Genomic DNA, 15429 nt, shown 5'->3' with positions numbered 1-15429 from the left:
CATGCCCGAGACCATCCGCAAGGTCAACGTCATCGGCCACCTGCATCCCGACACAGACAGCATCTGCTCGGCCATCAGCATGGCCTACCTCAAAAACCAGACCGAGGACGTGCAGTACGAGGCGCGCCGCGCCGGCACCATCAACCGCGAGACCGCCTTCGTCCTGAGGCACTTCGGCTTCGAGGAGCCACAGCTCATCACCAGCGTGCGCCCCCAAATCAAGGACATCATGATCCAGCGCACCGACGGCATCGACCGCGAGATGAGCCTCTTCGCCGCCTGGAACCTCATGGGCTCCAGCAAGGCCGACACCCTCTGCATCACCAACGAAAAGGGCGACCTCGAGGGCCTCATCGCCGTGAAGGACATCGCCAACGCCAACATGGACATCTTCGACACGCGCGTCATCGCAGAGGCGAAGACCAAGTACTCCAACATCATCCAGACCCTGAAGGGCAGCATGGTCCTGGGCGACCCCGAGGCCCGCGTCGAGACGGGCAAGGTCGTCGTGGGCACCACACCCGAGATGATGGAGGGCGCGATCGAGCACAACGACACCGTGCTCGTCACCAACCGCTACGAGACTCAGCGCTTCGCCGTCGAGTCCGGCGCCGGGCTGCTCATCGTGTGCAACGGCGCCCAGCTCTCCAACGTCGTCGTGGACGCGGCCCGCGCCAACGGCTGCACCGTGATCACCACGCCCTACGACACCTACGCCGCCGCCCGCCTGATCAGCATGTCCATCCCCGTGCGCGCCAAGATGCTCGACGCCCAGGACGTGCTGCGCTTCAGCGTTAACACCACCGTGGACGACGCGCGCAAGACCATCACCCAGTCGCGCCACCGCTTCTTCCCCGTGCTGGACGAGGACGGCCACTACTGCGGCCTCGTGAGCACGCCCAACCTGCTCAACGTGACGCGCAAGCACGTGGTCCTCGTCGACCACAACGAGCGCTCCCAGGCGGTCGACGGCCTCGAGCAGGCCGTGATCATGGAGATCGTCGACCACCACCGCATCGGCAGCATCGAGACCTCCGCTCCCGCGCGCTTCCGCAACGAGCCGGTGGGCTGCACCTGCACCATCCTCTACAGCATGTACCAGGAGCAGGGCGTCGAGATTCCCAAGAACATCGCCGGCCTCATGATGAGCGCCATCCTCTCTGACACCCTGGCGTTCCGCTCCCCCACCTGCACCCCCCGCGACAAGTATGCCGGCGAGCAGCTCGCGAAGATCTGCGGCGAGGATATCGACGAGTACGCCGACGCGATGTTCGACGCCGGCGCGGAGCTCACGGGACGCACGGCCGAGGAGGTCTTCCACCAGGACTTCAAGGTCTTCTCGCGCGGCAACGCCCGCTTCGGCGTGGGCCAGGGCAGCTTCATGACCAAGAACAGCCGCAAGGCGGCCGAGGCGCTGGTGGGTCCCTACCTCAAGGAGGGCGCCGCCGCTGACGAGCTGCCGCTGGTCTTCTACATGTTCACCGACGTGAAGAGTCAGACCACCGAGATGCTGTACTACGGCGCCGGCGCGGAAGAGATCGTCGCGCGTGCCTTCGGCGTGGAGCCCGTCGACGGCATCGCCACCCTGCCAGGCGTCGTGAGCCGCAAGAAGCAGGTCATCCCAGCGCTCATGACCACCCTGCAGGACACCCAGGAGGACTAGCTCCCAAGCGAGAGTGGCGCGCATACCCGGCAGCGGCAGGGCCCCGCGGCAGACGACGCCGCGGGGCCCTTTCGTGGCTGCGGTTTGAGTGGCCGCCCACAGCCCGACTGCTCGGCACGAGCTTTTCGGGCATGGGGCAGCCAGACGCAAGGCGGCGCGCCATGGGAGACTGGAAGTCGCGACGCGAGGCGGCACCATGGGGACGCTCACGTCCGAGGAGGGCAGCCTATCTGCATGCGGTTCAAAGATTTTGTATGCGGTTTTTTCTCTCCTTGTTGGCGTATTACAAAGTTAGAATCCATATAACAGCAGGTAGATGAAGCGCATGGAAATCACGTTGTGTGCGGAATCCGCATACAAGTGCGGGAGTCCACGCAAGAGCCTAGCGGCAGGGCCCGCGGCGAAGCTGACTCTCCCCCACCCCGTGTACCTGGACACCCTGGCTGCAGTACCTCTGACGACCGTACCTAGAGGAGCTGGTCCAGGGTGTGTCCGTAGGAGGGCAGGAACTCGTCCATGAAGTCCCGGAGCTCGGGGAGACCCTCGGCCATCCGCTCGAGCGAGGCGCGCGTCGAGGCCTCCGCCGTCACGAACTCGGAGTTGCCGGCAGAGCGCTCCTCCAGGCACTTGATCAGTGCCGAGAGCTTGTCCGCCGCCTTCACGAGCTGTCGCAGATGCGCCTCGCCCTCACGCTCGACCGCATCCGGCTCGCCCTCCCCTGCCAGGCCGAACGCCGACCGAAAGCTACCCTGCAGGTCGGCGGGCAGGGTGGAGAGGAGCGTCTCCTCCGCTGCGGACTCGACGCCCTTGTAGGCGTCGCGAATCTGGGGGTTGAAGTACTTCACCGGCGTGGGGAGGTCTCCCGTGATGATCTCTGACGCGTCGTGGTACATGCCCATGAGCGCGGCACGGCCTTCGTCGAGCGAGCGGCCGTAGCGCACGTTGGCGATCACGCAGAGCAAGTGGGCAATCATGGCGACCTCGAGCGAGTGCTCGCTGAGGTTCTCTGGCCGGGAGCTGCGCATGAGGGCCCAGCGCTCGATGTACTTGAGCCGCGCCATGATCGCCGTGAACTGAGACATGCTGCCTCCCTCGTCGAAACCTACGAGGACCATCGTAGCCAAGGGACGGGACGGATTGCCCGGAGAGGGGAGCCGCGCTGGCAGCAGGTGCGACATGGATGGCGACAGCGCGAACGGCGGCGTAGGTGGCGACGAGGCCGATGCGGCGCGGACGCAGCGTTGGCGATGAGCGAGGACGGCGGCGCATTAGTGTGCACAAACTCGCAATCACCCTCCAAAACCCACACATAACGGTGTTCTGGCGGGCAGATATAGCAGTTTGTGCACACTAAATCGTTCGAGCGCGCCATGATGCCATAATGCCAGTCATCGTACGCTCGCCAGCACGAAGAGGTCTCATGCACGGACTGCACGCACGTCTCCCCAAGAACTTCGTCCTCGAGGAGCGCCTCGAGCGCTACGCCGACGCCATCGAGCTCGAGCCGCGCCGCCTGGCTGGGCGCTGGCTCGAGGCCTGCAGTTCCGTGGGCGGCCCTCGACTCCGCGAGCTGCGGCTTGACCTGGGCTGCGGCAAGGGCGGCTTCGCGGCCGAGTCCGCCGCGCGCGAGCCCGACGTGCTCTTCGTGGGCATCGACTCCGAGCCCGTCTGCATCGCCTACGCCGCGCAGAAGGCCGTCGAGGACGGCCTTGCCAACCTGGTCCTGGTACCCGCCCTGGGACGCGACGTCGCCGAGCTCTTCGCCCCGGGCGAGGTGGGCCGCATCATCCTCAACTTCCCCACGCCCTTCCCCAAGAAGAAGGAGGCGGCGCGGAGACTCACCCACCTTGACCAGCTGCTCCTGTACCGCCAGGTCCTGGCCCCAGGCGGAAGCGTCGTCTTCAAGACCGACAGCCAACCCCTCTTCGCGTTCTCGCTCACGCAGTTCGAGCTCGCGGGATTCGAGCTGACGTGGAAGAGCGAGGACGCCCGTGCCGACAGGCCCGACGACCCCGTGAGCTGGTACGAGGAGCGCCTGGGCAGGCAAGGTGCCACCGTGTTCGGCCTGGAGGCGACGCCAGGCCCGCTGACGGGGCAGGTGGAGCAGACCGCCGAGCTGAGCCTGGCGGAGTACCTGCCCGAGGACCTGGCCCAGCTCTCCTACGTGCCCCACGGGATGCAGGGCACGGTCACCAACCTGCGGAACCTGCGCGCCAAGCAGGGCGCCCGCGACTAGGTGCCACCCCGGGGGGCAGGGCGCCCACGGGCGAACGGCTGCCAGCTCGCATGCGGGCACATGACCGCTGGGTTGCTGTGGGCACGGCAGCTGGGCTGCTGCGGACAAACGGCCACCAGCTTGCACGTGGTTCAATAATTTGTGTGCGGTTTTTTCTCTCCCTATTGGCGTATTACAAAGTTAGAAATCACATAACAGCAGGTAAAAGCATCGGACGAGAATCGTGTTGTGTGTGGAATCCGCATACAACTCTGGGATGAGAGGCGGGGACGGCACCGGAGCGAATGCGGCCCCACGGGCGAGGCGCGTGTCGGCGTCGCCATGTCGGCACGTCGGCGTCGCCTTGTGTAGACCTGCCGTCCGCAGACGGGCCGACATGCCTCATGCACGCTTCTGGGTAAACTGGAGAGCATGCCTCACGCAGATGAATCGTTGTCCCAGGTAGGAGGTTCCCCATGAAGGACTCGCACAGGAACGCGCTCATGGCCGCCGGCATCGCAGCGGGAACGGCGGCTGCGGCAGCCGGCTTCTCCGCCTTCTCCAAAATCAGGTACGGCCGCAGCGCCCAGGCGTCCGTGCTCGCCGGCGCCCTCAGGGCCTTCGCCGGAAGGGGCGTCCTCCTGGGCAAGAACCTCGGCCGCTTCGAGGACTTCGTCGAGGCCTGTCGCCAGGAGAACGAGGTCGAATACCACATCCCCAGCTGGCTGCGCCTCAGGTCCCTGGTCTTCGAGGAGACCTGCGACGGTATGAAGACCTTCCACCTGGGCACCACGGGCAAGAACGCCCGTGCCGTGCTCTACCTGCACGGTGGCGCGTACGTGAAGCAGATCAGCTGGGTCCACTGGCTCTTCCTGGACGACCTCTGCCAGCGCACCGGAGCGGAGGTCTTCGTCCCCATCTATCCCCTGGCGCCCGCCCACGACCACGACGAGGCCTACTCGCTGCTCACCGACCTCTACGAGGGCATGCTGCGCCGCTACGAGGCCAAGGACGTCACCCTGATGGGGGACTCCGCGGGCGGCGGCCTGGCGGCGGGCCTGGCCGAGAGCTTCTCCCACTACGACCTGGAGCAGCCAGGGCAACTGGTGCTGCTCTCTCCCCAGCTTGACATCACCATGCGCAACCCCCAGATCCACGACTACTTCGACGTGGACCCGGCGTTGGCACCCTGGGGCCTGGCGCAGCTCGGCGACCTCTGGGCCGATGGCGACGACGTGACCGATTACCGACTCAGCCCCATCAACGGGGACGTTCGGCCGCTGCGCAACGTGACCACCTTCGTCGCCACGCGCGAGATCTTCTATCCCGACTGCGTGGCCTTCGACGCCAAGCTGGGCGAGAACGGCGTGAGCCACGAGTTGGTGGTGGGCACGGGGCAGGCCCACATTTGGCCCCTGTATCCCACACCCGAGGGTCGCAAGGCACGTCGCCTCATCGAGCAGCTGGTGACCAAGGAGGTCCCGCGAGGCTAGGCGACGCGGCGTCCTGACGCTTCGCGTTGGCGCCTGGCCAGCGAGCGCTAGATCCTCCTGACCTCGACCTCTCCCAAGAGCGACTCCACGAGCTCCCGCGGGGCGGCCTGGGTCCCCGACTGCATGACGTTGGCGGCACCGGTGGCCATGGCCAGCCGAAGCGCGTCCTCCAGGCCAAGCCCGCGCTCCTCGGCGAGGGCGAGCGCCGCGACCACGGAGTCTCCCGCGCCGACGGTCGACCCCACGGGCACCTTGGGCGAGCTCGCGCGCCACGCCCCGTCGCCGCCGAGGTAGATGGCACCGTCACCACCCAAGGACACCATGACCCGCGCCACGCCGCGGCCTTGCAGCTCGCGAGCGGCGTCCAGGACGGCATCCTCGTCAGGCAGCGCGCGGCCCACGAGCTCGGCAAGCTCCGCGTCGTTGGGCTTCACGAAGTCGGGGCCGGCCTCGATGCCGCGGGCCAGGCGCTCCCCGTCCGCATCCAGGAAGACCGTGGCGCCGGCCGACTTGCAGGCGCGCACCCACCCCGCGTAGCAGCCCGTCGCGACCCCGCGCGGGAGGGACCCCGCAAGCACCACGACGTCACCTGGCCGCACGCCGTCCACGAAGTGCTCGAGCATGTGGGAGAGGAGCCCCTCCTCCGGCAGGGGGCCGGGCTCGTTGACGTCGGTGTGCGTGCCGGCAGTGGGGTCTATGAGCTTGAGGTTGCTGCGGGTCTCTCCCCCCTTGGACCAGAAGGCGTCGACCTCGATGCCCTGGCTGCGAAGCAGGCCCTCGAGCGCGCGGCCCGCCGACCCGGCGAGCAGGACGCAGGCCACGCTCGTTCCGCCCAGGGCCCGCACGACCTTGGACACGTTGACGCCCTTGCCGCCGGGATCGACGCGCAGCCCGCTGATGCGGTTGACGGCGTCCAGCGTGAGCCCGGGCGCCATGGCGGTCTTGTCCAGGGCGGGGTTGAGCGTGACGGTGCGGATCATGGGGGTCTCCTTCTACGTGGGGTCGGGGAGCGCCTGGGTGGCGTGGCGCGGGCGTCAGCGGCAGACGGGCGGGGCGGGACCGCTGCGTCGCGAGCGGCAGGCGTACGCGGACGCGCCTCGTCGATTGCCCTACTCCACCCGACCCGCGATGACGTCGAGGAACTGCTCCCCGTAGCGCCTGAGCTTGGTCTGTCCCACACCCGAGACCTGCAGGAGCTCGTCCTCCCCCTGGGGCCGCAGGCGAACCATGCCCCTGAGGGTAGCATCCGAGAAGACCACATAGGGCGGCACGCCGGCATCGTCGGCAAGTTGCTTGCGCAGGGCGCGGAGGCGCTGGAAGAGGCGCTCGTCCTCGTCGGTCACCTCGCGCTCGCTAGGAAGCTCGCGCGTGCGCGCGCCTCGGCCGAAGGAGCCTGGCGCGCGTCGGGTGCGCAGGTAGCGCTCGGGCGTGCGGCCGCAGCAGACGGAGCAGGAGCCGCAGCCCTCCCGCCCCTGGGAGGCGGCGGGGACCGAGGCGCCGACGCCGCTCTCGCCTGGGCGTGCCACATCGACGTGCGTCCCCGAGCCCTGGCCGAAGTAGCCCAGGATGCGGGCGCGCAGACAGGAGTCGCTCATCGCGTAGCCGATCATCTGGCCCAGGAGGCGCTCGCGGCTCTGGGTGAGCGCGGCGCGCTCGGCCTCGTCCAGCTCGGGCGGGAAGTCCCCGGAGTCGATGAGGTAGTGGCAGGTGCGGATGTCACCCCGGCTCCAGAGCAGGTAGCACTCGGCGGGCTCGCCGTCGCGGCCTGCACGGCCCGCCTCCTGGTAGTACTCCTCGAGCGAGAGCGGCAGGCCGCAGTTGATCACGTAGCGGACGTCCGACTTGTCGATGCCCATGCCGAAGGCGTTGGTGGCCACCATGACGCGGGCGTCGTCGCGCACGAAGCGCGCCTGGGCCTCGCGGCGCAGGTCGTTGTCGTAGCCGGCGTGGTAGGCGACGGCGGGGACCCCGGCCTCGCGCAGGGCCTCCGCAAGGGAGTCGACGCGCTTGCGGCTGGTGGCATAAACGATCCCGCTCTGCTGGGCGTGGTCGCGAACGTAGCCCAGGACCCAACGCTCGCGTTCCTTGGGCGTGAGCTCGAAGCTGTGAAGGAAGAGGTTGGGACGGTCGAAGCCGCTCACCTGCGTGAGCGGGTCGCGGAGGCCCAGGAGGCCCACGACGTCGGCACGCACGCGACTGGTCGCCGTCGCCGTGAGGGCCACCACGACCGGACGACGGGGCAGGCGTCCCACGAAGTCGGCGATGCCCCGGTAGGCGGGACGGAAGTCCTGGCCCCACTGGCTCACGCAGTGGGCCTCGTCCACGGCGAGGAGCGGGACCCGTGCGCGCGCCGCGAAGTCAAGGAAGCGTGGGGCCTGCAGGCGCTCGGGCGCGACGTACATGAGGTCGTACCAGCCGGCCAGCGCACGCGCCATGACGACCTCCTGCTGGCGCGGGTTGAGGCTGGAGTTGAGGTAGGAGCCGCGAATGCCGGCGGCCTTGAGCGAGCGGACCTGGTCGCCCATGAGCGAGATGAGCGGCGACACCACGAGCGTGAGGCCGCCCAGCAGCATGGAGGGAACCTGGTAGCAGACGGACTTGCCGGCGCCGGTGGGCATGACGGCGAGTGCGTCCCGACCCTGGAGGATGGCCTCGACGACCTCGCCCTGGCCAGGCCGGAAGCCCTCGTAGCCAAAGTAGTGGCGCAGGGCCTCGCGGGCGCCGTCCATGGTGGGCGGGAAGGATGGGCCCGGCGCGGGTGGGATGGGGGCATGGCGGGAGGGGATGGACGACCTGCGGGAGGGGGTGGCGTCTGTCATGTTGCGTTGCTCCTCTCCCCCGGTCATGCCGGACACGAGTGGCCCGTAAGTGGGTCTAACCGCGCCGTCTGTCGCGCTGGCCGCGCGGAACGAGCGCAAGTCAGCAGAATTTCAAATTCTGCTGACCGGATTTTATCTACCTGCAGTTTTGCCAATGAAGTCAGCATTATCTCAAATTTTGCCGACTTGGCGCCTTGATCACAGCACGACGTGCGGCCATACCCTCCCCAATGGCAGGGCAATTGGGGACGCTTGCCGTTGACGCGCCACCTTCCGCGCGCGGCCTGCTACAGTCCCACTTACGTACGCGCACGGGCGCGCACACCACCCAGGGAGGTACCCATGAGCGAGCACGAGCACGACGAGGAAGAGGTCGACTTCATCGAGATCGACTTCGACGACGGCAGCACGGTGCGCTGCGAGGTCCAGGGCATCTTCGAGCTGGACGGCGACGAGTACATCGCCCTCCTTCCCGATGACGACAGCGACGAGGTCTACCTCTACGGCTACAAGGAGTATCCCGAGGAGGGGACCTACGAGCTGGTGGACATCGAGTCCGACGAGCTGTTCCAACGCGTCTCGGACCGCTACGACGAGGCGGCAGCCGAGGAGGAGCTCGAACTCGCCGAGGCCGAGGGCGACGCCGAGGAGGAAGACACGGAGTAGCGTCCCCTTGAGGCACGGCGGCATGCAGGCTCTGGCCCGGCAGCGGCTCGTTCCGCTGTCGGGCCTCCTCATGCCGTGCGCGGTGGCACGCCCCTCTCGCACAAAACTGAATTCGTGCGAGAGGAAATCGCGTCGTCCCAGTTGCCGCCTTGCTTCGCTCGCACGCCAGGACGATCGTGCGAACGCCGCATGGCACCCGCGAGCGCGTGGACGCCGGGAGCGGAACCCTCGGGTAGTAAGCTAGGACGGAACACGAACGCCCCGCCGGCGCCCACATAGGAGTCCAAACATGCCAAAAATGACCGCAGGCAACCGCCTGTACTTCTACCAGCTGCTCTCCACCAGAATCGGCACCCTCAGGCAGGTCCCGCTCGCACAAGTCGAGGAGCTCTTCGAAGCGGAGGACCTGCGGCCCGAGGACGTGGGCGCTCCCGACATCCAAGGCGTGATGGAGCTCCTCCACGACTTCGTCCGCCTCACCGTATTCAAAAAGGGTCGCGTCTACGTGACGGTCCAGCCCCAGGAGGATTGGGACGCCGTCCTGGCACGGGCGGCAGGGCAGGTCGCGGGCGAGAAGGCCGCGCCGGTGGCGGGCGCGAGGTCTTGGAAGCACAAGAAGAGCAACAAGGACCCCAAGCCAGCGAAGCCGTGGCACCAGCGCGCCAAGAAGAAGTCCACGGCAGGGCCGGAGCCGGAGGTCGCGGCAGCTGAAGGGCCCACGAACGAAAGCATGCCCGCAGCCATGGCAAAACCCGAAGTCACGGTGGCCACAGAGCCCGAAGGCGTGACCACGGCAGCACCAGAGGCAGCGACGAAGTCCATGGATGCGGCGGAAGTCGCAGGCAAGGACGAGGTGCGCCTCTCCGTCGCGGACCCAGGGGCAGGCGAGAGGCCCGTCGCCCCCTCGCCCGAGCCCACCATCAGGCTCACCATCACCTATGACCCCTACGACGGCCTGGAGGAGGAACTTGCCCGGACCGCCGACACTGCGGAAGGACAGGGCGAAACGGAGCGGGAAGGCACTACGATGGCAGCCGAGTCGCAGCCCGACCCCGCTGCCGTAGCAAAGGCCGAGCCAGTTGCGTCGCGGATAGGACACCCGGCCGAGCCCTCAGCTGTGCCCGCACGGCCTGCCGCCGGCGCTTCCGCAGTCACGCAGCCTGCGACACCCGCACTTGCGCCCAGCCACCCCGTCGCCGCCAAGCCCATCGTCGCACCCCGACCGACGCCCGCGGCGGTCGCAAGCCCTGCCCCCGTCCAGCCCGTACCCGCACGCCCCGCGCCGACACCAAGCGAGCCCGCAGGTCCCGTCCGCGTCAACCCGCTGCCTCCCGTCCAGCTGCAGGCAGACCTCCCACGGGACTTCCAGGCCGAGGTGAGCTGCAAGCTCGAGGCCCTCGAGCGGCTCTATGCCCTGCTTCCCACCGACGTGGACGTGCTCGCGACGCTCGACGAGGACTGGCGCGTGGCCCGCTCCACCGGAAGCGTCCACGGCAGCCGCAGCCAACTGTGCTTCCCCCTGCGCTACCTGCGCGCCGACGGCTCGGCACCACTTGAGGTGACCCTGCGTCGCAACACCCGCACGCCCTCGGGCAAGCGTTGGAGCATGACGGGGGTGGACGACGGCGGCTTCCAGGAAGAGCTTCCCGACGTCGGCCTCGAGGGTCTCTCCCCCGCTGAAGAGGGTGCCTGGCAGCTGCTTGACTTCGCAGCCGCCACCAGCGCGAACGTGAGTCCCGAGCGCGAACTCGCCCAGTTTGCCGTCATCGGACCTTGGGAGCCCCTGCTCGCCCAACTTGCGGCAGCGGCTGAAGACGAGCCCTGGAGCCTTGCCGGCAAGGAGGACCTCGGCGTCCTGCGCGAGTACCTCTGCCTGACCTTCTGGCGCGCCAGGCATGCCGGCCTCGTCGTCGTGGCAGACGACGGGAGCCTCGCCGGCTTCAACACGGGCCTCCTCACCGCATGCGGGCAGTACCTCTGCATGAGCTTCGTGCCACACGAGGGAGACATCCCCTGGCAGTTCGCCGGCTGGGTCGTCGATGGAGACGAGCGTCTCTCCGCACTCGAGCCGGCGGACGCGACGGGTGAGAGGCACGCGCTGCCCCTGCCGGAACCACTCAGCCTGCCCCAGACGCTCCCCACGCTCGCAACCCTGGACCTTACCCCCGGGCTCGGTGCGAGGCTGGCGGAATCGGACGACGACCTGCTTGAGCGCTCGCTCAGACGGGTGAGGCAGAGCCCATGCCAGCTTGCAGCGGCATACGACCCTCGCCGTGACGGAATCGCGCTGTTGCTGCCACTCTGGCCCGCGAGCGGGTCTACGCCCGAATCGGCGCTCGCCCTGGCACCTGAGGGTGACGGTCGCTGGCGCGGCTGCGCGATCCTCTCGCTTGCGAACGCATACACCTGCGCTCGCAGCCTGAGCCGTGACATGCCCTCCTGGCTGGCAGGCGCACTGGGATAGAAGAATTCGGCCATCGACGAGGCCTGTTCGCCGATGGCCGAATTGACCTTGTGCCTTGGTGGCTGTACACAGCAAATAAAGGGGAGACACGTGGCATCTTCAACCCATATAACTCCCCTTACTCCGTTCTACTCCGTTCTACTCCGTTATTTTGGGAGGGAATAGAACTGGGATGGGTCGTTTTTGCTATTGCCATGCCACTCAAGGATTCCTTTTGCGGCAAGTCCCCTCAGAGTTTTTGAGCTAAGAGTAAGGCCCTTGCCAATAAGTGATGACAGTTCACGAGTAGTGATTTTTCCCTTCCCGTATATCCATTGCACAGCAGCCAACTCATACTCGCCCAGCGAACCATACGCGTCCCCGACCCTATCTTGCATGGATTCGCTCCGCCTAAGCACGCGTGATGTAATGCTGTTTTCGAGCACCATCCTCACTGCGGCAGAGTTTGGCTCAGAGAACTTAGGATCGTTCAAAAATAACGCCTGCATTTCACTATAGATACGTTTGACGCCTTCATTGAGCTCCCTAACCCAGCCAAACTCCACCAGGGTTCGCGCAATCCTGGGATTGCGCGAATAACGAGTGGAACGCATGTTATCGAGCGTCACGATGTTGGGAAGTCGTCCAGGGCTCTGGATTTCAAGCCTGTCGTCATACATGGAGACACGAACGTAGTCTCCCGAAAACGCATAGTCCCTATGCGTTACCGCGTTCACCAGGCCTTCGAACCAAGCAAACTCTGGATACTCCGGTATCACCCTAAAGCGTCCGTCGGAACCCAGGTACTGAAACTCTCGAAGCATGCTCCCGATAAGAGCCGAGGCGCCATCAACGGTCTTGGGTATCGGTCCGTCGAATGTGACATCCTTCACCACGTTTAATCTCTGCCCCGTGGCCATTTCCGTGCCTTCATATCTAAGGACGCGGACGCGAGCCTGAGGCATAAATCGTGAAGGATTTTCTGAAAATAAGAGGATGCCCGCATTCGTCAGATAGCCGCCTATCAGAAAGCCACGACTCTTTAGGACCTGTTCACCCGATGCATCGGTTCCCAGGGCCTGTCTATAACGATTGACCACCTCTTGGTCAACATCTTGAATCGTAGTCTGCCGCGACACCTCATCCTCAAAGAGACGCTGGTTCTTGTCATACTCAAGCGCACGAATCTCACGATCGCCCAGCCGGAGACTCTTGTCCCCCTGCCGCAGGAAGACTGCATCATCGCCCTTGCGCCTTATTACAGAATCCGTCGATGGGGAAATGTCCAGGACGAGCACAACGTCATCTTCACCCTGGATATTCTTGATATCAATCCGCTCACAGCTAACAACCGGTGCCGGAACGCACTCAAAGATGACCAGCTTGCTCGAACTCTTCCATCGAGCCCGCGCCGACGCACTTGAAGCCAGTTACAGCACCATCGTCCTCAATTCCCACAACAAGCTTGCCTCCTGCCGCGTTGGCGAAGGCGATGACGGTCTTTGCAAGGTCTCGGACTTTGATGCGAGCGCTCTTGCAATCAAAGTAATGATTCTCGTTCGAGCTGCATAGAACATCAATGTTGTTTGATGAAACTGGAGTCTGCATGCAAATCCATTCGGTGTCGTAGCGCTCAGTACACGCATGGTGAGTTTACATGCCCCTGAGCCACATTGGCGCCAATTGTCGCCTACAGCCCCAGTTCGGCCAGGACCCCGTCCGTCGCCGCGAGGAAGGCGTCCATCTCGTCCCGCGTACCGATGGTCACGCGCAGCCAGTCGCGCGTGCGCGGTGCGTCGAAGTGGCGGGCCAGGACCCCGCGCTCGCGCAGGCCGGCGTTCCATGCCTTGGCGTCCAAGCCGTCCCTGCGCGCAAAGACGAAGTTGGTGTGCGAGTCGGTGAGCTCGAAGCCGCGCGCACGAAGCCCGTCCGTCACGCGCTCGCGCTCCGCGATGACGCGGTCGCAGCACTCCTGCAGGTAGTCGGTGTCCCCCATCGCCGCCACGCCAATCGCCATCGTCGGCGCGCTCAGGTTGAAGGGGTCGAAGCTGGACTTGGCGTCGTTGAGGTCGCTCACGACCTCGGCGCTCGCCAGCGCGTAGCCCACGTGCGCGCCCGCGAGGTTGCGGGACTTGGACATCGTCTGCACCACGACGAGGTTGGGGCACTCCCCCAAAAGGCAGGCGCAGCTCCGGTTGCCGTAGTCGACGTAGGCCTCGTCCACCACGACAAGCCGGCCGGGCTGAGCCTGCGCGATGCGTCGGACGTCGTCCACGCCCACGCAGAGGCCGGTGGGGGCGTTGGGGTTGGCGATGACCACGTTCTCCTCTGCCTCGGCGAAGGCGTCCACGTCCAGCGTGAAGTCATCACGCAGGGGAATCTCTCGATACCCCACCCCGAAGGTCGAACAGTAGTCGCGGTAGAAGCCGTAGGTGACGTCCGGGAAGCACGCGCGCGTCCCCTCCGAAGAAGGCCAGGAAGACGAAGCCCAGTACCTCGTCGCTGCCGTTGCCGGCGAACACGCGGTCGGGCGTGAGGCCGAAGTGCCTGGCCACCGCCTCGCGCAGCGGCATGCAGTGGGGATCCGCGTAGCGACCCAGGCCGTTCACCAGAGCATCGCTCAGGGCCGCGCGCACGGCTGGCGAGGGAGGGAGGCTCGTCTCGTTTGCGTTGAGCTTCACGTAGGCGCGGTCGTGTGGCTGCTCCCCCGGGACATAGGGATGCATCCCCGCGTAGCGCGCGTTGAGAAACGAGCTCATGACAGGCCTTCCTCCCAAAGACGGGAATCGATGCTAGAGCAGGACCATCGCGGCGGTCAGCACCACGGCGAGCGCGTCCTGGAGCGAACGGGCCTCGGTAATGTAGCCAGGCGTCTCTCGCCTACTCCAGCGTGCGCAGGTAGGCGCTGATCGCGGCGAGGCCCTCACGCAGGTCGTCCACGTTGTCGCTGTAGGCGTAGCCGATGCGCATGCTCCTGGGCTCCTCGAAGCAGTCGCCCGGAGTCACGAGGGCACCCGTCTCCTTGATCATGCCGATGCAGAAGTCGTATGAGTCGACGTCGTAGTCGTAGTAGACCAGCGCCGTGGTGCCCGCCTCGGGCCTCACGACGGAGAGGTGCGGCTCAGACTCCACCCACTCCATCAGCGCGGAGAGGTTCTGGCGCACGATCTTGCGGCTGCGCTCCAGGATCTTGTCCGCGTGCTCGAGCGCGTAGGCGGCCACGGCCTCGTCGAACATGCCGCAGCTGATCAGGTTGTAGTCGCGATGGCTCAGGAGGGCGCGCCTGAGCTCGGGGCTCTTGGTGACGCACCAGCCCAGGCGCAGGCCCGCCAACGACCAGACCTTGGACATGGAGCTCGTCACGACGCCCTTGTCGTAGAGGTCGACGACTGACTCCTGGTAGGAGCCGTCCTGCGTGAGCAGGCGATAGACCTCGTCGCAGACCAACCACGCATCGTGCTTGCGGGCCACGGCCACAATCTCTTCGAGCTTCTCCTTCGAGAGCAGGGCACCCGTGGGGTTGTCGGGGTTGTTGATGCAGATGACCTTGACGTCGTCACCACAGAGCTCGTCGAGGCGCTCGACGTTGACGTGGTAGCCCTCGTCCTTCTCGAGGTGCAGGATGTCCACCTTGGCGCCGCACATCTCGGGGATGGAATAGAGCTGCTGGTAGGTGGGCATGATCGAGACCACGTGGTCGCCCGGCCCCACCAGGGTGGAGAGCACGAGCGCGTTGGCGCCGGCGGCACCGTGCGTGGGGACGACGTGCTCGGGCGCGACGGTCTTGTACAGCCCGCAGATACCTTCGAGGAACCTGGGCTGGCCCTCGATGTCGCCGTAGGTCAGGCGGCGGGAGGCGAACTCGTCCATGAACTTCCTGCGGTCACCCCCGCAGATCTCGAAGAGCTGGTCCAGGGTGACCGAGTAGGTGCAAGTCTCGGCCACGTTGTACCTGCACTTGGTCTCCCACTCGTTCATCCACTGCTCGACGGCGAAGTCCTTGATCTCCATGTCGGTTCCTTCCTTCTGCTCGTGCCCCGCCCTGCTTGGACCGTGGCATCACTGCCCCTGCGTTCGTGCGAAGGCGAGAGGAGCGTCCCCTCTCGCCCGTCGAGCTCTCGTACCGCCGC

12 protein-coding genes are annotated in these 15429 nt (G+C 66.2%); 5 read left to right on the top strand and 7 right to left on the bottom strand.

What is annotated here, in order from left to right:
* Position 1: 1 nt before the first annotated feature.
* Positions 2 to 1663, top strand: a complete 1662-nt coding sequence (locus tag HMPREF1008_RS03915; RefSeq protein ID WP_009278536.1) for a putative manganese-dependent inorganic diphosphatase — start codon at positions 2 to 4, stop codon at positions 1661 to 1663.
* Between the two features lie 467 nt (positions 1664 to 2130).
* Here the strand turns inward: HMPREF1008_RS03915 and yfbR are convergent, their stop codons facing one another.
* Positions 2131 to 2745, bottom strand: coding sequence for a 5'-deoxynucleotidase (gene yfbR / locus HMPREF1008_RS03910; RefSeq protein WP_009278535.1), 615 nt, complete (start codon positions 2743 to 2745; stop codon positions 2131 to 2133).
* A gap of 338 nt (positions 2746 to 3083) precedes the next feature.
* Between yfbR and HMPREF1008_RS03905 the strand changes: the two genes are divergently transcribed.
* Both HMPREF1008_RS03905 and HMPREF1008_RS03900 read left to right on the top strand, forming a co-directional pair.
* Positions 3084 to 3899: a tRNA (guanosine(46)-N(7))-methyltransferase TrmB gene (locus tag HMPREF1008_RS03905; protein WP_009278534.1), complete on the top strand. Its 816-nt coding sequence runs from the start codon at positions 3084 to 3086 to the stop codon at positions 3897 to 3899.
* Between the two features lie 455 nt (positions 3900 to 4354).
* On the top strand, positions 4355 to 5371 hold the full coding sequence (locus tag HMPREF1008_RS03900; protein WP_009278533.1) for an alpha/beta hydrolase: 1017 nt from the start codon (positions 4355 to 4357) through the stop codon (positions 5369 to 5371).
* Positions 5372 to 5418: 47 nt separating this feature from the next.
* On the opposite strand, the gene pfkB is transcribed toward HMPREF1008_RS03900, so the two are convergent.
* Both pfkB and HMPREF1008_RS03890 read right to left on the bottom strand, forming a co-directional pair.
* On the bottom strand, positions 5419 to 6351 hold the full coding sequence (gene pfkB / locus HMPREF1008_RS03895; protein ID WP_009278532.1) for a 1-phosphofructokinase: 933 nt from the start codon (positions 6349 to 6351) through the stop codon (positions 5419 to 5421).
* A gap of 129 nt (positions 6352 to 6480) precedes the next feature.
* Positions 6481 to 8190, bottom strand: coding sequence for an ATP-dependent DNA helicase RecQ (locus tag HMPREF1008_RS03890; protein WP_009278531.1), 1710 nt, complete (start codon positions 8188 to 8190; stop codon positions 6481 to 6483).
* 342 nt (positions 8191 to 8532) lie between these two features.
* On the opposite strand from HMPREF1008_RS03890, the gene HMPREF1008_RS03885 reads away from it, so the two are divergent.
* Both HMPREF1008_RS03885 and HMPREF1008_RS09835 read left to right on the top strand, forming a co-directional pair.
* On the top strand, positions 8533 to 8856 hold the full coding sequence (locus tag HMPREF1008_RS03885; RefSeq protein WP_009278530.1) for a DUF1292 domain-containing protein: 324 nt from the start codon (positions 8533 to 8535) through the stop codon (positions 8854 to 8856).
* A 289-nt stretch (positions 8857 to 9145) separates the two neighbouring features.
* The gene (locus tag HMPREF1008_RS09835) at positions 9146 to 11320 is read left to right on the top strand and encodes a DUF3825 domain-containing protein (RefSeq protein WP_009278529.1); all 2175 of its coding nucleotides are present in this window, start codon (positions 9146 to 9148) and stop codon (positions 11318 to 11320) included.
* A 146-nt stretch (positions 11321 to 11466) separates the two neighbouring features.
* On the opposite strand, the gene HMPREF1008_RS03870 is transcribed toward HMPREF1008_RS09835, so the two are convergent.
* The 4 genes from HMPREF1008_RS03870 to HMPREF1008_RS03860 form a co-directional block, all read right to left on the bottom strand.
* On the bottom strand, positions 11467 to 12597 hold the full coding sequence (locus HMPREF1008_RS03870) for an ATP-binding protein (RefSeq protein ID WP_232202828.1): 1131 nt from the start codon (positions 12595 to 12597) through the stop codon (positions 11467 to 11469).
* Between the two features lie 70 nt (positions 12598 to 12667).
* Positions 12668 to 12907 (bottom strand): helix-turn-helix domain-containing protein, encoded by a 240-nt coding sequence (locus HMPREF1008_RS10610; protein WP_009278527.1) that lies wholly within the window; start codon positions 12905 to 12907, stop codon positions 12668 to 12670.
* 82 nt (positions 12908 to 12989) lie between these two features.
* On the bottom strand, positions 12990 to 13883 hold the full coding sequence (locus tag HMPREF1008_RS03865; RefSeq protein WP_198003189.1) for a histidinol-phosphate transaminase: 894 nt from the start codon (positions 13881 to 13883) through the stop codon (positions 12990 to 12992).
* A 296-nt stretch (positions 13884 to 14179) separates the two neighbouring features.
* Positions 14180 to 15310, bottom strand: coding sequence for an aminotransferase (locus HMPREF1008_RS03860; RefSeq protein WP_009278524.1), 1131 nt, complete (start codon positions 15308 to 15310; stop codon positions 14180 to 14182).
* Positions 15311 to 15429: the final 119 nt, after the last annotated feature.

The organism is Olsenella sp. oral taxon 809 str. F0356 (assembly GCF_000233535.1).
GTDB classification, from domain to species: Bacteria; Actinomycetota; Coriobacteriia; order Coriobacteriales; family Atopobiaceae; genus Olsenella_I; species Olsenella_I phocaeensis.
This window is presented reverse-complemented; position numbering and strand designations above follow the sequence as displayed.

What these genes read in the sequence shown, in the direction of transcription:
- HMPREF1008_RS03915 (WP_009278536.1), top strand. Translation starts at nt 2, where the DNA reads ATGCCCGAGACCATCCGCAAGGTCAACGTCATCGGCCACCTGCATCCC.
- yfbR (WP_009278535.1), bottom strand. Translation starts at nt 2,745, where the DNA reads ATGTCTCAGTTCACGGCGATCATGGCGCGGCTCAAGTACATCGAGCGC.
- HMPREF1008_RS03905 (WP_009278534.1), top strand. Translation starts at nt 3,084, where the DNA reads ATGCACGGACTGCACGCACGTCTCCCCAAGAACTTCGTCCTCGAGGAG.
- HMPREF1008_RS03900 (WP_009278533.1), top strand. Translation starts at nt 4,355, where the DNA reads ATGAAGGACTCGCACAGGAACGCGCTCATGGCCGCCGGCATCGCAGCG.
- pfkB (WP_009278532.1), bottom strand. Translation starts at nt 6,351, where the DNA reads ATGATCCGCACCGTCACGCTCAACCCCGCCCTGGACAAGACCGCCATG.
- HMPREF1008_RS03890 (WP_009278531.1), bottom strand. Translation starts at nt 8,190, where the DNA reads ATGACAGACGCCACCCCCTCCCGCAGGTCGTCCATCCCCTCCCGCCAT.
- HMPREF1008_RS03885 (WP_009278530.1), top strand. Translation starts at nt 8,533, where the DNA reads ATGAGCGAGCACGAGCACGACGAGGAAGAGGTCGACTTCATCGAGATC.
- HMPREF1008_RS09835 (WP_009278529.1), top strand. Translation starts at nt 9,146, where the DNA reads ATGCCAAAAATGACCGCAGGCAACCGCCTGTACTTCTACCAGCTGCTC.
- HMPREF1008_RS10610 (WP_009278527.1), bottom strand. Translation starts at nt 12,907, where the DNA reads ATGCAGACTCCAGTTTCATCAAACAACATTGATGTTCTATGCAGCTCG.
- HMPREF1008_RS03860 (WP_009278524.1), bottom strand. Translation starts at nt 15,310, where the DNA reads ATGGAGATCAAGGACTTCGCCGTCGAGCAGTGGATGAACGAGTGGGAG.